Annotated in this window: 10 protein-coding genes; 3 read left to right on the forward strand and 7 right to left on the reverse strand. The window is 54.1% G+C overall.

Annotated elements, in window-relative coordinates:
- Positions 1-114: 114 nt before the first annotated feature.
- Together mgtE and OCV69_RS13065 are read right to left on the reverse strand one after the other, a co-directional pair.
- The gene (gene mgtE, locus OCV69_RS13060) at positions 115-1,515 is read right to left on the reverse strand and encodes a magnesium transporter (RefSeq protein WP_158359672.1); all 1,401 of its coding nucleotides are present in this window, start codon (positions 1,513-1,515) and stop codon (positions 115-117) included.
- Positions 1,516-1,702: 187 nt separating this feature from the next.
- Positions 1,703-1,864 (reverse strand): hypothetical protein, encoded by a 162-nt coding sequence (locus OCV69_RS13065; RefSeq protein WP_262563145.1) that lies wholly within the window; start codon positions 1,862-1,864, stop codon positions 1,703-1,705.
- Between the two features lie 143 nt (positions 1,865-2,007).
- Here OCV69_RS13065 and guaA point away from each other — a divergent pair, with 143 nt between their 5' ends.
- Positions 2,008-3,300, forward strand: coding sequence for a glutamine-hydrolyzing GMP synthase (gene guaA / locus OCV69_RS13070; protein WP_158359670.1), 1,293 nt, complete (start codon positions 2,008-2,010; stop codon positions 3,298-3,300).
- Between the two features lie 75 nt (positions 3,301-3,375).
- Here guaA and OCV69_RS13075 read toward each other — a convergent pair whose 3' ends face one another.
- The 5 genes from OCV69_RS13075 to OCV69_RS13095 all read right to left on the reverse strand — a co-directional run bounded on the left by OCV69_RS13075 (position 3,376) and on the right by OCV69_RS13095 (position 8,514).
- A complete protein-coding gene (locus OCV69_RS13075; protein ID WP_262563146.1) occupies positions 3,376-3,786 on the reverse strand; it encodes a hypothetical protein in 411 nt (136 codons plus the stop codon).
- Positions 3,787-3,901: 115 nt separating this feature from the next.
- Entirely contained in the window at positions 3,902-4,144 is a 243-nt protein-coding gene (locus OCV69_RS13080) for a helix-turn-helix domain-containing protein (protein ID WP_262563147.1), read from the reverse strand.
- Between the two features lie 254 nt (positions 4,145-4,398).
- On the reverse strand, positions 4,399-6,114 hold the full coding sequence (locus tag OCV69_RS13085) for a [FeFe] hydrogenase, group A (protein ID WP_158359668.1): 1,716 nt from the start codon (positions 6,112-6,114) through the stop codon (positions 4,399-4,401).
- A gap of 13 nt (positions 6,115-6,127) precedes the next feature.
- Positions 6,128-8,029, reverse strand: a complete 1,902-nt coding sequence (locus OCV69_RS13090; RefSeq protein WP_158359667.1) for an NADH-ubiquinone oxidoreductase-F iron-sulfur binding region domain-containing protein — start codon at positions 8,027-8,029, stop codon at positions 6,128-6,130.
- Positions 8,026-8,514: an NAD(P)H-dependent oxidoreductase subunit E gene (locus OCV69_RS13095; protein WP_158359665.1), complete on the reverse strand. Its 489-nt coding sequence runs from the start codon at positions 8,512-8,514 to the stop codon at positions 8,026-8,028. Before OCV69_RS13095 ends, OCV69_RS13090 begins: the two co-directional genes overlap by 4 nt.
- A gap of 282 nt (positions 8,515-8,796) precedes the next feature.
- Between OCV69_RS13095 and rpoB the strand changes: the two genes are divergently transcribed.
- Positions 8,797-12,666: a DNA-directed RNA polymerase subunit beta gene (gene rpoB / locus OCV69_RS13100; protein WP_158359663.1), complete on the forward strand. Its 3,870-nt coding sequence runs from the start codon at positions 8,797-8,799 to the stop codon at positions 12,664-12,666.
- An 18-nt stretch (positions 12,667-12,684) separates the two neighbouring features.
- A complete protein-coding gene (gene rpoC / locus OCV69_RS13105; RefSeq protein ID WP_158359661.1) occupies positions 12,685-16,401 on the forward strand; it encodes a DNA-directed RNA polymerase subunit beta' in 3,717 nt (1,238 codons plus the stop codon).
- Positions 16,402-16,470 lie beyond the last annotated feature (69 nt).

Raw genomic sequence — 16,470 nt, forward strand, 5'->3', positions numbered from 1 at the left:
AGAAAACCATAGCCCTGAAAAAGCCAGGAGTTCTGCGGACTGTCTCATTCTTTTGTTATCCGGGGAAAAAATCGGTATTAACCGACAGCCCCGTCTTATATTTCTTCTTATTCTCTACGCCAAATGCAGCAGATTGATCAGAATGACCCAGGCCAGTCCGTAATAGGTGATCACGGCGACCAGATCGTTTACGGTTGTGATCAGTGGACCAGATGCCACAGCCGGGTCCACCCCGATCTTCTGGAAGAAGATCGGAATAACTGTGCCGGATAAGGAAGAGATCAGCATGGCCAGTATCATGGCTGCGCCGAGGCATCCGGAAACGGCAAAGGCAAAGGACAGCCCGTTCCCTTTTAAAACCAGATATCCGCCGATCACAAGGAAGGAGGATATGCCGAGAATAAAGCCGTTGGTCAGGCCGACGCGGGATTCCTTCAGGATCAGTGTCAGCTTCTGCTTTCCGGAGGTCTGTTTGTCCATGAGTACACGGATGGCAACAGCCAGGGACTGGGTGCCCACGTTGCCTGCCATATCCAGGATCAGCGACTGAAAGCTCATGATGACTGGGAGCTGGGCTACGATGGATTCAAAGAGCCCGACGGTTGCGGATACGCCGAGGCCCATGACAAGCAGGACGAAAAGCCATGGAAGCCGCTTTTTCACACTGCGGAAGATCGGTTCCTCCAGATCCTCCTCGGCGGAAAGACCTGCCAGCTTTGCGTAGTCTTCATTGAGCTCATCCCCTACGACCTCAACCAGATCACGGGCCGTGATGACGCCGATGAGCCGGTTTTCGTTGTCCAGTACGGGGATGGAGTCCTCAGAATAATCTCTTAACTGCGGGATACAGTCCTCAATGGGCGACCGCGCGTAAACGTATGGATAGGAGCAGGTCATGACCTCCTTCAGATCGGTCCCCTCCCGGGCAATGATCAGGTCCTTCAGGTCAATGGCGCCATAAAAGGTCTCCCTCTGGTCCACCACATAAATGGTGCTGATGTTGTCGTTTTCGGCAGCCTGGCGGACGAGCTCCGACATGGCCTCTTTGACCGATGCATGGTCCGGGACGGAGATGTAGTTGGTGGACATGACGCTGCCGATCTCGTCCTCGTCGAAGGAACTCAGCAATTTCACATCGGAGCGGACCTGTGGGTCCAGTAGATCCACCAGGGTCTCCCGCTCGCCCTTTTCCAACTGGCGCAGCACCTCCACCACGTCGGATGGCTCCATTTGGGAAAATACATCGACCTTTTTCCGGACGCTCAGCTCCTGTACATATTCTGTAAGATGATCGGAGTATTCCAGGATCCCTGCCAGGGTTTCTGAGTCCAGGATCTGGTATAATTTTGCCCGTTCCGTCTGGGTCAGAAGCTCCAGAGCGGATGCGACATCGTTTTCATGATAAGAAGACAGCTTTTCCTGCATTCTCCGGGGAGTCAGGCTGCTGCGGATCAGTTCTGCGATCTCAGCGCTGTATCCTGCAGGCGCTGTGCTTACGGTTGTGTTTCCTGCCATTTTATTGTCCTCCTTTACAAGTCAGTTGAAAACAAAGGCGGACACAGGAGCCCTGTCTGCAAGGAAAAAAGGGCATAAAAAATCCACTGCCGGTTACAGACAGGATCCCTGCATTCGCATCTGCTTATGTAGTGCTGTACTGGAACGGACAATGGTATCCACTTGTATATATGCAGATAAAGCCAGATCAGACCACAGACAGCCAGGTCGCGTCTGCATTCTGTAACTGCTGGATTACCATATCCGTACTTCGACTACCACTACTGTCCATGATCTCACCTCTCTTTAAATGGTTTTTCTGCCAGATCTCAATGGCCTGTTCATTATAGCGCATTTTTCTGGGAATCACAACCTTTTTCTGATACCGGGAGATGAAAGGAAGAGGAATGGAGGCCCATGAACTCGAAAATAAAAAATTTTGATGGATTTTTTCTCTGGAACAGGTATAATGTAGATAACGCTTAATCTAACATAATTAAAAGGAGAATCAGCATGAAGCAGGATATGATAGTAATTCTGGATCTTGGAAGCACAGAGAATACAGTGATTGCCCGTCAGATCAGGGACCTGGGCGTATACAGCGAGATCCATCCCCATGATATTACGGTGGAGGAGCTTCAGGCTCTGGATAATGTAAAGGGTATTATTTTAAACGGCGGTGAGAACCGCGTGGTGGACGGACAGGAGGTACAGGTCCGGGACGAATTATATGGACTGGGCTATCCGATGATCTCCATTGATTATCCCCAGTCAAAATGTGAGGTACAGTACCAGGAGCTTCCGGACGATGCGGCCATGAAGGCCTTCCTTTTTGAGACATGTAAGGCAGAGGCCAACTGGAACATGAAGAATTTCATTGAGGACCAGGTGGAACTGATCCGTAAGCAGGTGGGAGATAAAAAGGTTCTTCTGGCGCTTTCCGGCGGCGTGGATTCCTCTGTGGTTGCAGCCATGCTGATCAAGGCCATCGGGCAGCAGCTGGTGTGCGTCCATGTAAACCATGGCTTAATGCGTAAGAACGAGTCTGAGGGCGTGGTAAAGGTATTCCGCGACGAGCTGCACGCAAATCTGATCTATGTGGACGCGACAGAGCGGTTCCTTGGAAAGCTGGACGGCGTTGCAGATCCGGAGGAAAAGCGTAAGATCATCGGCGGAGAATTCATCCGTGTGTTTGAGGAAGAGGCAAGAAAGCTGGAGGGGATCGATTTCCTGGGCCAGGGCACCATTTACCCGGATATCATCGAGTCCGGCACAAAAACTGCCAAATGTGTGAAATCCCACCACAATGTGGGCGGTCTTCCGGAGGATCTGCAGTTTGAGCTGGTAGAGCCGTTAAAGCAGCTGTTTAAGGATGAGGTACGCGCCTGCGGTATCGAGCTGGGCCTTCCGGCAGAAATGGTATACCGTCAGCCGTTCCCGGGTCCGGGACTTGGCGTCCGCTGCCTTGGAGCGATCACCCGGGAACGGCTGGAGGCACTCCGTGAGGCTGACGCGATCCTCCGTGACGAATTTGCCAAGTCTGGTTTGGATAAGACTGTGTGGCAGTACTTTGTAGCGATCCCGGATTTCAAGGCGGTCGGTGTGAGGGATAACGCCAGAAGCATGGGCTATATGGCCGTGATCCGTGCGGTCAACACCATCGACGCCATGACGGCGACCATCGAGCGGATCGACTACGATCTGTTAGAGCGGATCGCAGACCGGATCACTGCTGAGGTGACCAGCATCAACCGGGTGGTATACGAGATCACGAAGAAGCCGGTGGCGACGATCGAGTTTGAATAAAAAGAAAAGAGCCGGGAAGCCCCATGAAACAGCAGGCTTCCCGGCTCCTTTCATATAAAAACTCCCTACACAGACTTATTCCATATAAAACTGCGGCTCATACCAGTGGGACAGGTGATACGGGTGGTCCGGCTCCAGGTACATCCCGGAATACAGGAACTGGAGGAGGTCAGAATCCCCGAACAGGTCGAAGATCCAGTCCCCGGAGGTTTCGTCTCCGATCTCATAGAATTTTCCGCTGAGCTCGATCAAGGCCGATGCCTCCTGCTCGCAGAAAGTGACCAGCAGCTCTTCGGCCACACTGTGTGCTCTCAGAGGAAGGCCGCTTTGGGCGCGGGTCCGCATGCTGTATAAGCTGCATTTCATGCGGTAAAGGAACTCATAGGTATAATGCATAAGAAACTGCCGGGGCAGGAATCCGTCTATAAAAGAGATCTCCAGCTGTCCGATATGGGACCCGGCCGGCATAGCTGCAAGCTCATCCATATCCTCCTGGAGATGGTCAAGGAGCAGATCGCTGCCTATGGCAAAGGAAAGGGCAGCCCGGGTCCCGAATTCATCCTCCAGAAACCTGGACCACGCTTCATGGTCCTTATATTCTTCAAGGGAGAACTCTGTGGGCGTTCCGGCTTTCCTGGCCTGGGATGCTGAGCCAGTTCAGTGCTTTACAGACACCTTTGCATTTATCGCTGCGGATGGATTCTCCTGCCTCATACCGGCACCAGGTCTTTGTCCCTACTCCTGCTCGGGAGGCGGCTTCCTCAATGGTCAGTCCCAGTTCGCTGCGTCTGAGCCGGATCTGTTTAGCCAGATCTGCATTTCCCTGGATCGTCTTCTGTGTCATGATCATTCCTCCTCATTTACTGACTGGTCATTATGTAGTCGTTATGTCACGATAAAAGAATCCTGTCAACCGCTTTTTTGCCTGATGAAGAGATCATAGGGGATTTCTATGTAAAACGCAACAAGGTCCTCTACTGTATCGAAAACGGAACGGGAGAGAAGAAGGAAGATAATAATTAAACGGACAATGAATATAGAAGAAAAGCCCCCAGTCATGAAAATGACCAGGGGGGCTTTTTATAACTTGGGATTCCTTTATGACTGGCTGGCTGCGGGAGCCTTATAATGCACGTGCAGCAGCTCCCTGGCCCGATCCTTTAATACGCCGTCTTCGTACAGCTTGGTTACCACCGGGTTTTCATCGGAGCGCTTCACCAGGGCGCTCTTGTCGGCGGTGTAGAGTCCGGAGGAGCGTTTTTTCTTGTCCTCCAGGAAGCTTTCCGGCTGTCCCGCGCCGCCGATGCAGCCGGTGGGACAGGCCATGATCTCCACAAAGTCAAAGTGCTCTTCTCCGCTTTCGATCAGCCCGATGAGCGTTTCTGCGTTGCCCAGTCCGCTGACCACGGCCGTGTGGACGGCCCTGCCGCCGATCTCAATGGTGAATTTCTTGATCCCCTCCAGGCCGCGGACGCCGGAGTAGCGGATCTCCTGGAGCGCCGGATTGGTGCGCTCTGCCAGACGGCGGAGGGCTGCTTCTGTGACGCCGCCGCTGGTGCCGAAGATCACGCCGCCGCCGGAGCGGATGGAGAACGGGGTGTCGGGGGCCGTGGGCTCCAGGTCTGCGAACTGGATCCCCAGCTCCCGGATCATGGAGGCCAGCTCCTTGGTGGTAAGAACAGCGTCGATGTCTGGCTTCCCGTTCCGGATGAATTCCTCCCGCTCGGCTTCCATCTTCTTTGCCGTACACGGCATGATGGCCACGTTGAAGGTCTCCAGGCCGCATTCCTCGTCGGAGGGCTTATAGTATTCCTTTAAGACTGCGCCGAACATCTCCATGGGAGATTTACTGGTGGAAAGGTACGGCAGCAGCTCAGGATGCTTGTTTTCCACATATCTGACCCAGGCTGGGCAGCAGGAGGTGAATAGCGGATACCTGCGCTCCTCATTCCGGCTTAAGATCTCCGCCAGCTCGTTGGTTTCCTCGATGATGGTCATGTCGGCGCTGACGCTGGTATCGAAGCAAAGATCAAAGCCGATCATATGGAGGGCGGTGTAGATCTTATAAATGCTGTTTTCACCGGGAGCCATGCCGAACTCCTCGCCGAGGGCCACCCGGACGGCCGGGGCCACCTGGGCGATGACCCGTTTGGTGGGATCGAACAGGGCGTTCCAGACCTTTCCCTTGGATTTTTTAATGGTGATGGCTCCTGTTGGACAGACCGCCGCGCACTGGCCGCAGTTGACGCATTCCGTTTCCGAAAGCTTCCGGTTAAAGGCCGGGGATACGATCATATTGGAGCCCCGGTTGACGAAGTCGATGGCTCCCACATGCTGGATCTCGTTGCACATGCGGACGCAGTCGCCGCAGAGGATGCATTTGTTCATATCCCGGACAATGGCGGGAGAGGAGTCGTCGATCTCGTAATTGGGCCGGTTGTTCTTAAAGCGGATATCGTAAAGGCCGAACCGGCGGGCCAGGGCCTGGAGCTGGCATTTCTGGTTCTTTTCACAGATGGTGCAGTCCCGGCAGTGGGAGGCCAGCAGAAGCTCCAGGATCATTTTCCTGTGGTGGTGCAGCTTGGGCGTATTGGTGCGGATCACCATTTTATCCTTGGGCGGTGTGGAGCAGGAGGCGATGATATTTCCCTTGTCGTCCTCCACCACGCACATGCGGCAGGCGCCGTAAATGGAAAGATCCGTATAGTAGCAGAAGGTGGGGATGTGGATCCCGACGTTCCGGATCACCTGAAGGATATTTTTTTCGTCTGTGAACTCTGCGCGGAGTCCGTCTACGATCATATATTTAGCCATGTGTCTCCCCTCCTTATACTTCTTTTACTGCGCCGAAGCTGCAGCCGTCCAGGCATGCGCGGCACTTGATGCACTTATGGGTGTCGATGACATGGGGCTGCTTTACAGAACCGGAAATAGCTCCCACCGGACACAGTCTGGCGCACTTGGTGCAGCCGCGGCAGAGCTCCGGATCGATCTGCAGGGTCACCAGGGCCTTGCACTGGCTGGCCGGACACTTTTTGTCCATCACATGGGCCAGGTATTCGTCGCGGAAGTATTTCAGGGTGCTGCTGACAGGAGACGGAGCCGACTTCCCAAGGCCGCAGAGGGCTGTCTCGGAGATGGTGGAGGAAAGCTCCTCCAGAAGCTTAATGTGCTCCAGGGTGCCGCGTCCCTCGGTGATATCCGTTAAGATCTCCAGCATCCGCTTGGTACCCTCCCGGCAGGGAACGCATTTGCCGCAGGATTCATTCTGGGTGAAGTTCATGAAGAACCGGGCCACCTCTACCATACAGCTCTTGTCGTTCATGACCACCAGGCCGCCGGAGCCGATCATGGCTCCCACCTTTTTTAAGGAGTCAAAGTCCAGGTGCATATCCAGATGGTCCTCGGTGGCGCTGAGGCAGAGACAGCCGCCGGAGGGGCCGCCGATCTGTACCGCCTTAAATTCCCCGTCCTTGACGCCGCCGCCGATGTCGAAGATGACCTTCCGGAGAGGCGTACCCATGGGAACCTCGATGAGTCCGGTATTGTTGACGTTTCCGGTAAGGGCGAAGGCCTTGGTTCCGTGGTTGTTTTCCGGGCCGATGGTCTTATACCAGGCGGCGCCCTTCTGGATGATGGGTGCCACGTTGCAGTAGGTCTCCACATTATTTAAGACCGTGGGACTGTCAAACAGGCCGTGCTCCACGGTACGGGGCGGTTTTACTCTGGGCATGCCGCGGTTTCCTTCGATGGATGCGGTGAGAGCGCTTCCCTCTCCGCATACGAAGGCTCCTGCGCCCTGGCTGATATGGATATCGAAATCAAAGCCGGAATCCAGGATGTTTTTACCCAGAAGGCCGCGCTGTCTGGCTTGGTCAATGGCCATGGACAGACGTTCCACAGCCAATGGGTATTCCGCCCGGACATAAATATATCCCTGATGAGCCTGGGTGGCGATGCCGGCGATGATCATGCCCTCCAGGACCCGGTGGGGATCGCCCTCCATCATGGAGCGGTCCATGAACGCGCCCGGATCGCCCTCATCTCCATTGCAGACCACGTATTTTTCGGGACCGGGCTGACGCAGAACCTGCTCCCACTTTCTGCCGGTGGGGAAGCCGCCGCCTCCGCGTCCCCGGAGACCGGCCTCAGAGATCTCCTTTACGATCCCTTCCGGCGTCATATCGAACAGGGCCTTTGCCACGGCGCTGTAACCGCCCATGGCGATGTATTCCCGGATGGATTCGGCGTTGATGTGGCCGCAGTGCTCTAAAGCTACCCGGGTCTGCTGCTTATAAAAGGGGATATCGTCCTGCCTCTGGTATGGGGTGCCGTCCTTATCCCGGTACACCAGACGGTCCACCACCTGGTCGCCCAGGATGCTCTGCTCGATGATATCCTCACAGTCCTCCACCTTTACCTTAATATACAGCCATCCCATGGGCTCGATCCTCAGCAGGGGGCCCATTTCGCAGAAGCCGTGGCAGCCGCTTTTTTTCAGGCCGATGCTGTGGTCGTGGGGCTCCTCCTCCAGCTGCACGGTACAGGCAATGTCCCTTTCTTCCATTAATTCCTTCAGACGGTCGTAGATCTTTAAAGAGCCTCCGGCCACACAGCCGGTGCCGCCGCAGATCAGGATCTGCTTATCCTGGGTGGCCAGGCACTGGATGAAGTGTTCCCGCTTCTGTTCAAGCTCGGCTCTTGTATTGATTCTTTTTATCTCACTCATGCGTCCAGGCCCTCCTTCCTGCGGATCTCACGAATCATTTCTCTGGCTTTTTCCGGCGTCATGGCCGGATATACATGATCATTGACGGTACAGACGGGAGCCAGGCCGCATGCTCCCAGACAGGATACAGTCTCCACGGTGAACAGCATGTCGTCGGTGGTGGGTTTCTTTTCGGTGACGTTGAGCTGCTTGCGGATCTCCTCCAGGATGGGAACAGATTTCCGCACATGGCAGGCAGTCCCGTCGCAGACCTTTATTACATATTTTCCCTTTGGCTCAAGGGAGAAGTTTTCGTAGAAGGTGGCAACACCATAGATCTTGGCGTCGCTGATGCCCAGCTTTCTGGCAGTGTAGCAGAGGGCGGATTCCGGAAGGTAGTGGTATTCCTTCTGGATATCCTGCATGATGGCGATGACCTGGGATGGATCGCACTGGTGCTTTTCAAGGATCGCATCCAGCGTTTCAAGGTGAATCTGGCTCAAGATCGTTTCTCCTTTCTTCTGTCAGCCCCGGATGGGAATGAATGTTATTTATAAATTCTACCATAAACCCGATAATATATTCAATAAAACTATACATAATAAACAAAAGTATTTGGGCCGATAAAGTAATAAAATTAAGTCTTTGAAAATGTTGGGAAATTTCCTTGACATGTTGACACGGGCATGATAATATGAAATGTGCACTATTGTGGTATCTTGCGCGTAAGGGTACCATTATGCCCAAAAATAGAGTTGATATAGAAAGAAAACAGGGGTGAAACGTCAATGGAGAAAAGCAGAATACGTCCGGTGCCGGCCGGTAAAAGCGTAAGGATGAGCTACTCGAGACAGAAGGAAGTTCTTGAGATGCCGAACCTGATCGAAATCCAGAAAGATTCCTATCAGTGGTTCCTGGATGAGGGCCTGAAAGAGGTCTTCGAGGATATCTCTCCCATCGCGGACTTTGCTGGTCATCTGAGTCTGGAGTTTGTGGACTTCACACTTTGCAAAGATGATATCAAGTACACGATCGAAGAGTGCAAAGAGCGGGATGCCACTTACGCAGCGCCTTTAAAAGTAAAGGTGAGACTCTGCAACAAAGATAAAGATGAAATCAATGAACACGAGATCTTCATGGGTGATCTTCCATTAATGACCGATACAGGTTCCTTCGTCATCAACGGAGCAGAGCGTGTTATCGTCAGCCAGCTGGTACGTTCCCCCGGAATCTATTATGGGATCGATCACGATAAGATCGGAAAGGAATTATATTCCTGTACCGTGATCCCCAACCGCGGCGCATGGCTGGAGTACGAAACAGACTCCAACGACGTGTTCTATGTCCGCGTAGACCGTACAAGAAAGGTCCCGGTGACAGTCCTGATCCGTGCCCTGGGTTACGGCACCAATGCAGAGATCACCGAGTTATTCGGAGAAGAGCCCAAGCTGTTAGCCAGCTTTGGAAAGGATACCTCCGATAACTATCAGGACGGCCTTCTTGAATTATATAAAAAGATCCGTCCCGGCGAGCCGCTTTCCGTGGACAGCGCTGAGAGCCTGCTGAACAGCATGTTCTTCGACCCCAGAAGATATGATCTGGCAAAGGTCGGCAGATATAAATTTAATAAGAAGCTTCACTTTAAGAACCGTATCACGGGTCAGATCCTGGCAGAGGATGTGGTGGATACCACAACCGGCGAAATCCTTGCCGAGGCTGGAAAGACCGTGACCATGGAGCAGGCAGAAGCCATCCAGAATGCGGCCGTTCCCTATGTATGGGTACAGACCGAGGAGAGGAACGTGAAGGTCCTTTCCAATATGATGGTGGATCTGGCTGCCTATGTGGGCTTTGATCCGGAAGAGGCCGGCGTTACGGAGTTAGTATTCTACCCGGTGCTGGCCGATATCCTGGAAAAAGCAGGCGATATGGGAGCGGATGAGTTAAAGGCAGAGATCCGCCGCCACATCCACGACCTGATCCCCAAGCACATCACAAAGGAAGACATCATTGCTTCCATTAACTATAATATGCATCTGGAGTTCGGCGTTGGTACGAAGGACGATATCGACCACCTTGGAAACCGTAGGATCCGTGCGGTGGGCGAGCTCTTACAGAACCAGTACCGCATCGGCCTTTCCAGAATGGAGCGTGTGGTAAGAGAACGTATGACCACACAGGATATGGAGGGGATCACTCCCCAGTCTCTGATCAACATCAAGCCGGTGACGGCTGCGGTGAAGGAGTTCTTCGGAAGCTCCCAGCTGTCCCAGTTCATGGACCAGAACAACCCGCTGTCTGAGCTGACCCACAAGAGACGTCTTTCTGCATTGGGCCCCGGCGGTCTGTCCAGAGAGCGTGCCGGATTCGAGGTCCGCGACGTACACTACACCCACTACGGACGTATGTGTCCCATCGAGACCCCTGAGGGTCCCAACATCGGTCTGATCAACTCCCTGGCCTGCTACGCCAGAGTGAACCAGTACGGCTTTGTGGAGGCTCCATACCGGGTACTGGACAAAACAGATCCGGCCAACCCTGTGGTAACCGACGATGTGGTATACCTGACTGCCGATGAAGAGGATAACTATGTGGTTGCCCAGGCCAACGAGCCCTTAGACGAGGAAGGCCACTTTGTCCACAACAATATTTCCGGACGTTTCCGTGAGGAGACATCCTCCTTCCAGAAGCGCTCCATCGACTTAATGGACGTATCCCCGAAGATGGTATTCTCCGTGGCTACATCCATGATCCCGTTCCTGGAGAACGACGACGCAAACCGTGCGTTAATGGGCTCCAACATGCAGCGTCAGGCTGTGCCGCTGCTTTCCACCGAGGCTCCCGTTGTGGGAACTGGTATCGAGGCCAAGGCGGCTGTTGACTCCGGCGTCTGCGTCGTTGCAAAGAATGCCGGCGTGGTCGAGCGTTCCGCCTCCAACGAGATCATCATCAAGAGAGATTCTGACGGTATGAAGGATGTGTACCGTCTGACCAAATTTGCAAGAAGCAACCAGTCCAACTGCTACAACCAGAAGCCCATCGTTTACAAGGGAGACCATGTGGAAAAGGGTGAGGTGATCGCAGACGGCCCGTCCACAAAGAACGGTGAGATCGCCCTTGGAAAGAACCCGCTGATCGGCTTCATGACCTGGGAGGGCTACAACTACGAGGACGCCGTACTGTTAAGTGAGAAGCTGGTCCAGAACGACGTATATACCTCCGTCCATATCGAGGAGTACGAGGCAGAGGCCAGAGACACCAAGTTAGGACCGGAAGAGATCACCAGAGACGTTCCCGGCGTTGGCGACGATGTCTTAAAGGATCTGGACGAGCGCGGCATCATCCGCATCGGCGCAGAGGTCCGTGCCGGCGATATCCTGGTAGGTAAGGTAACTCCCAAGGGAGAGACTGAGCTGACCGCAGAAGAAAAGCTCCTCCGCGCCATCTTCGGCGAGAAGGCAAGAGAGGTCCGCGACACCTCCCTTAAGGTGCCCCACGGCGCTTACGGCATCATCGTGGACGCCAAGGTATTCACAAGAGAGAACGGCGACGAGCTGGCTCCCGGCGTGAACCAGTCCGTAAGGATCTACATTGCCCAGAAGAGAAAGATCTCCGTGGGCGATAAGATGGCCGGCCGTCACGGAAACAAGGGTGTTGTTTCCCGTGTGCTCCCGGTTGAGGATATGCCGTTCTTACCCAATGGCCGTCCGCTGGATATCGTGCTGAACCCCCTGGGCGTGCCGTCCCGTATGAACATCGGACAGGTGCTGGAGATCCACTTAAGCCTGGCTGCCAAGGCCCTGGGCTTCAATGTATCCACGCCGGTCTTCGACGGAGCCAACGAGGATGATATCCAGGATACCCTGGAGCTGGCCAACGATTATGTAAATATGGAATGGGATGCATTCCATGAGAAATATGCAGATCTGATCAAGCCGGAGGTCATGGAGTATCTGGGAACCCACTTAGAGCACCGCGGCCTCTGGAAGGGCGTGCCCATCAGCCGTACTGGTAAGGTGCAGCTGCGCGACGGCCGTACCGGAGAACCCTTTGACAGCCCCACCACCATCGGACACATGCATTACTTAAAGCTCCACCATCTGGTAGACGATAAGATCCATGCACGTTCCACCGGTCCATATGCACTGGTTACCCAGCAGCCTCTCGGCGGTAAGGCCCAGTTCGGCGGACAGCGTTTCGGTGAGATGGAGGTATGGGCCCTGGAGGCATACGGTGCATCCTATACGCTCCAGGAGATCCTGACCGTGAAGTCCGATGACGTTGTGGGCCGTGTGAAGACCTACGAGGCCATCATCAAGGGCGAGAACATTCCGGAGCCGGGTATCCCCGAGTCCTTCAAGGTACTCTTAAAGGAACTCCAGTCCCTGGGTCTGGACGTGAGAGTCCTGAAAGACAACGGCGAGGAAGTGGAGATGTCCGAGAACATCGATTACGCAGACACCGACCTGGATCTGCGCTCCATCATCGAAGGCGACAGACGTTACGACGAGAAAGAGGAATCCTTCGGCAGCTACGGCTTCCAGAAGCAGGAGTTCAAGGACGGAGAGCTGGTGGATTCTGAGGATGACGACTATATCGACGGGCCGGAGGAAGAGGACGGCTACATCGATGACGACTATTCTGAAAAAGATAATTAATAGAAGGGAGTACCGTTCATGCCTGAGACAAATGAAACTTATCAGCCGATGACATTTGACGCGATCCGTATCGGACTTGCTTCTCCGGAAAAGATCCTGGAATGGTCCCACGGCGAGGTAAAAAAGCCGGAGACCATCAACTACAGGACCTTAAAGCCGGAAAAAGACGGCCTGTACTGTGAAAGAATCTTCGGGCCCAGCAAGGACTGGGAGTGTCATTGTGGTAAATACAAGAAGATCAGATATAAGGGCGTTATCTGTGACCGATGCGGCGTTGAGGTTACCAAGTCCAGTGTGCGCCGTGAGCGTATCGGCCATATCGCTCTGGCCGCTCCGGTTTCCCACATCTGGTATTTCAAGGGTATCCCGAGCCGTATGGGACTGATCCTGGACATCTCTCCGAGAGTCCTGGAGAAGGTACTGTACTTCGCTTCTTATATCGTACTGGATCCGGGCGATACCGGTCTCCAGTTAAAGCAGGTGCTTTCTGAGAAGGAGTACCGCGACGCAGTTGAAAAATATGGCTACGGCACCTTCCGCGTAGGAATGGGTGCCGAGGCCATCCAGGAGCTTTTAAGGTCCATCGACCTGGAGAAGGATTCCGAGGAGTTAAGAAAAGCTCTTCAGGAGTCCTCCGGTCAGAAGCGTGCCCGTATCATCAAGCGCCTGGAGGTGGTGGACGCCTTCCGCCAGTCCGGAAATAAGCCGGAATGGATGATCATGAACGTGATCCCGGTGATCCCGCCGGATATCCGTCCCATGGTACAGCTGGACGGCGGCCGTTTCGCCACATCTGACTTAAACGATTTATACAGAAGGATCATCAACCGCAACAACCGTCTGGCAAGACTTCTGGAATTAGGCGCTCCGGACATCATCGTCCGCAATGAGAAGCGTATGCTCCAGGAGGCTGTGGACGCCCTGATCGACAACGGCAGACGGGGAAGACCTGTAACTGGCCCCGGAAACCGTGCCTTAAAGTCCCTTTCCGATATGTTAAAGGGTAAACAGGGCCGCTTCCGTCAGAACCTTCTTGGTAAGCGGGTGGACTATTCCGGCCGTTCCGTTATCGTTGTTGGACCGGAGCTCAAGATCTACCAGTGCGGTCTCCCCAAGGAGATGGCCATCGAGCTCTTCAAGCCCTTCGTTATGAAGGAGCTGGTTGCCAACGGAACTGCCCATAACATCAAAAACGCCAAAAAGATGGTGGAACGCCTCCAGACAGAGGTGTGGGACGTACTGGAGGATGTAATTAAAGAGCATCCCGTTATGTTAAACCGTGCTCCTACACTCCACAGGCTTGGCATCCAGGCCTTCGAGCCCATTCTGGTCGAAGGTAAGGCCATCAAGCTCCATCCCCTGGTATGTACAGCCTTCAACGCCGACTTCGATGGTGACCAGATGGCCGTACACCTTCCCCTTTCCATGGAAGCCCAGGCGGAGTGCAGATTCCTCCTGCTTTCTCCCAACAACCTGTTAAAGCCGTCCGACGGCGGTCCTGTGGCCGTTCCGTCCCAGGATATGGTTCTGGGTATCTATTACCTGACCCAGGAAAGACCGGGAGCTCCGGGAGAAGGAAAATACTTTAAGAGCAAAAATGAAGCGATCCTGGCCTATGAAAACGGCGTTGTGACCCTTCATGCAAGGATCAAGGTGCGTGTGTCCAGGACCATGGCTGACGGCACCGAGATGACCGGCATCGTGGAGACCACCGTGGGCCGTATCCTCTTTAACGAGATCATCCCCCAGGATCTGGGCTTTGTAGACAGGACCATTCCGGGCAACGAGTTAAAGCCGGAGATCGACTTCCTTGTAAAGAAGAAACAGTTAAAACAGATCCTTGAGAAGGTCATCAATACCCATGGAGCTATGCAGACTGCCATTACCCTGGATGACATCAAGGCCATTGGTTATAAATACTCCACAAAAGCGGCCATGACCGTATCCATTTCCGATATGACCGTTCCGGCCTCTAAGAAACAGCTTTTAGCTGACGCAGAGGCTACTGTGGACCGAATCGCCAAAAACTTCCGCCGCGGCCTTATCACCGAGGAGGAGCGTTATAAAGAGGTGATCGATACCTGGAAGGAGACGGACGATCAGCTGACCCACGATCTGCTGACTGGCCTGGATAAGTACAACAACATCTTTATGATGGCTGACTCCGGAGCCCGAGGTTCTGATAAGCAGATCAAGCAGCTGGCCGGAATGCGAGGCCTTATGGCCGATACTACCGGTCACACCATCGAGCTTCCCATTAAGTCCAACTTCCGTGAAGGTCTGGACGTACTGGAGTACTTCATCTCTGCCCATGGAGCCCGTAAGGGTCTGTCCGATACGGCTCTGCGTACCGCCGACTCTGGTTACCTGACCAGACGTCTGGTAGACGTATCCCAGGATCTGATCATCCGTGAGACGGACTGCTGTGAAGGAAAGGGAGAGATCCCCTACATGGAGATCGAGGCCTTTGCCGACGGCAAGGAGACCATCGAGAGCCTGGAGGAGCGTCTCACCGGCAGATACATCGCTGAGGATATCGTGGATCCGGATACAGGAGAGGTAGTTGTAAAGGCCAACCATATGTGTACGCCCAAGCGTGCGGCTGCCGTTATGAAGGTCCTGGATAAGTTAGGAAGAAAGACCGTTAAGATCCGTACTGTACTGACCTGTAAGTGTCACATCGGTGTCTGCGCGAAGTGTTACGGTGCCAACATGGCCACCGGCCAGCCGGTACAGGTGGGCGAGGCAGTCGGGATCATCGCGGCCCAGTCCATCGGTGAGCCGGGTACCCAGCTGACCATGCGTACCTTCCATACAGGCGGCGTTGCCGGCGGCGATATCACACAGGGTCTTCCCCGTGTCGAGGAGCTGTTTGAGGCAAGACGGCCCAAGGGACTTGCCATCATCGCTGAGTTCGGCGGTGTGGTCACCATTAAGGATACAAAGAAGAAGCGCGAGATCATCGTTACGGATACAGAGACCGGAAACTCCAAGACCTACCTGATCCCCTATGGATCCAGGATCAAGGTGCTGGACGGACAGGTACTGGAGGCCGGCGACGTACTCACCGAGGGTTCCATCAACCCCCACGATCTTCTGAAGGTAAAGGGCGTCCGTGCCGTACAGGATTATATGATCCGCGAGGTACAGCGTGTATACCGTTTACAGGGCGTAGAGATCAACGACAAGCACGTTGAGATGATCGTCCGCCAGATGTTAAAGAAGATCCGCGTGGAAGAGAGCGGAGACTCTGAGGTGCTTCCGGGAACCTCCATGGACGTTCTGGACTTCAACGAGATGAACGAGAAGCTCATCGCTGAAGGAAAGAAACCGGCAGAAGGTAAGCAGGTGATGCTGGGTATCACAAAGGCATCCCTGGCTACGGATTCCTTCTTATCTGCGGCTTCCTTCCAGGAGACCACCAAGGTCCTCACAGAGGCTGCCATCAACGGCAAGGTGGACCATCTGATCGGTCTGAAGGAGAACGTGATCATCGGTAAGCTGATCCCGGCAGGTACGGGAATGAAGCGCTACCGTGACATCCACCTGGGAACAGACGCAGAATTCGAGGCCCAGCAGGCTGAGGCCATGGCCCAGCTCCAGCCCGAGGAAGACGCTCCCATTGAGGAAGCGGAGGAGATCATATTAAATGAAGATGATACCCAGGAGGCTGAGGAGAACTTCGATGATATGGAGAGCTCCGAGCCCGAAGAGGCTGTGGACACCGAGGAATAAAATAAAGAAAATGAATTGCGGCGGGGGAGCAGAAGGCTCCCTCGCTGTTTCACATTTTGGAGAGTTAGG

The sequence above is a fragment of the Alitiscatomonas aceti genome, assembly GCF_025567195.1.
GTDB lineage: Bacteria > Bacillota > Clostridia > Lachnospirales > Lachnospiraceae > Alitiscatomonas > Alitiscatomonas aceti.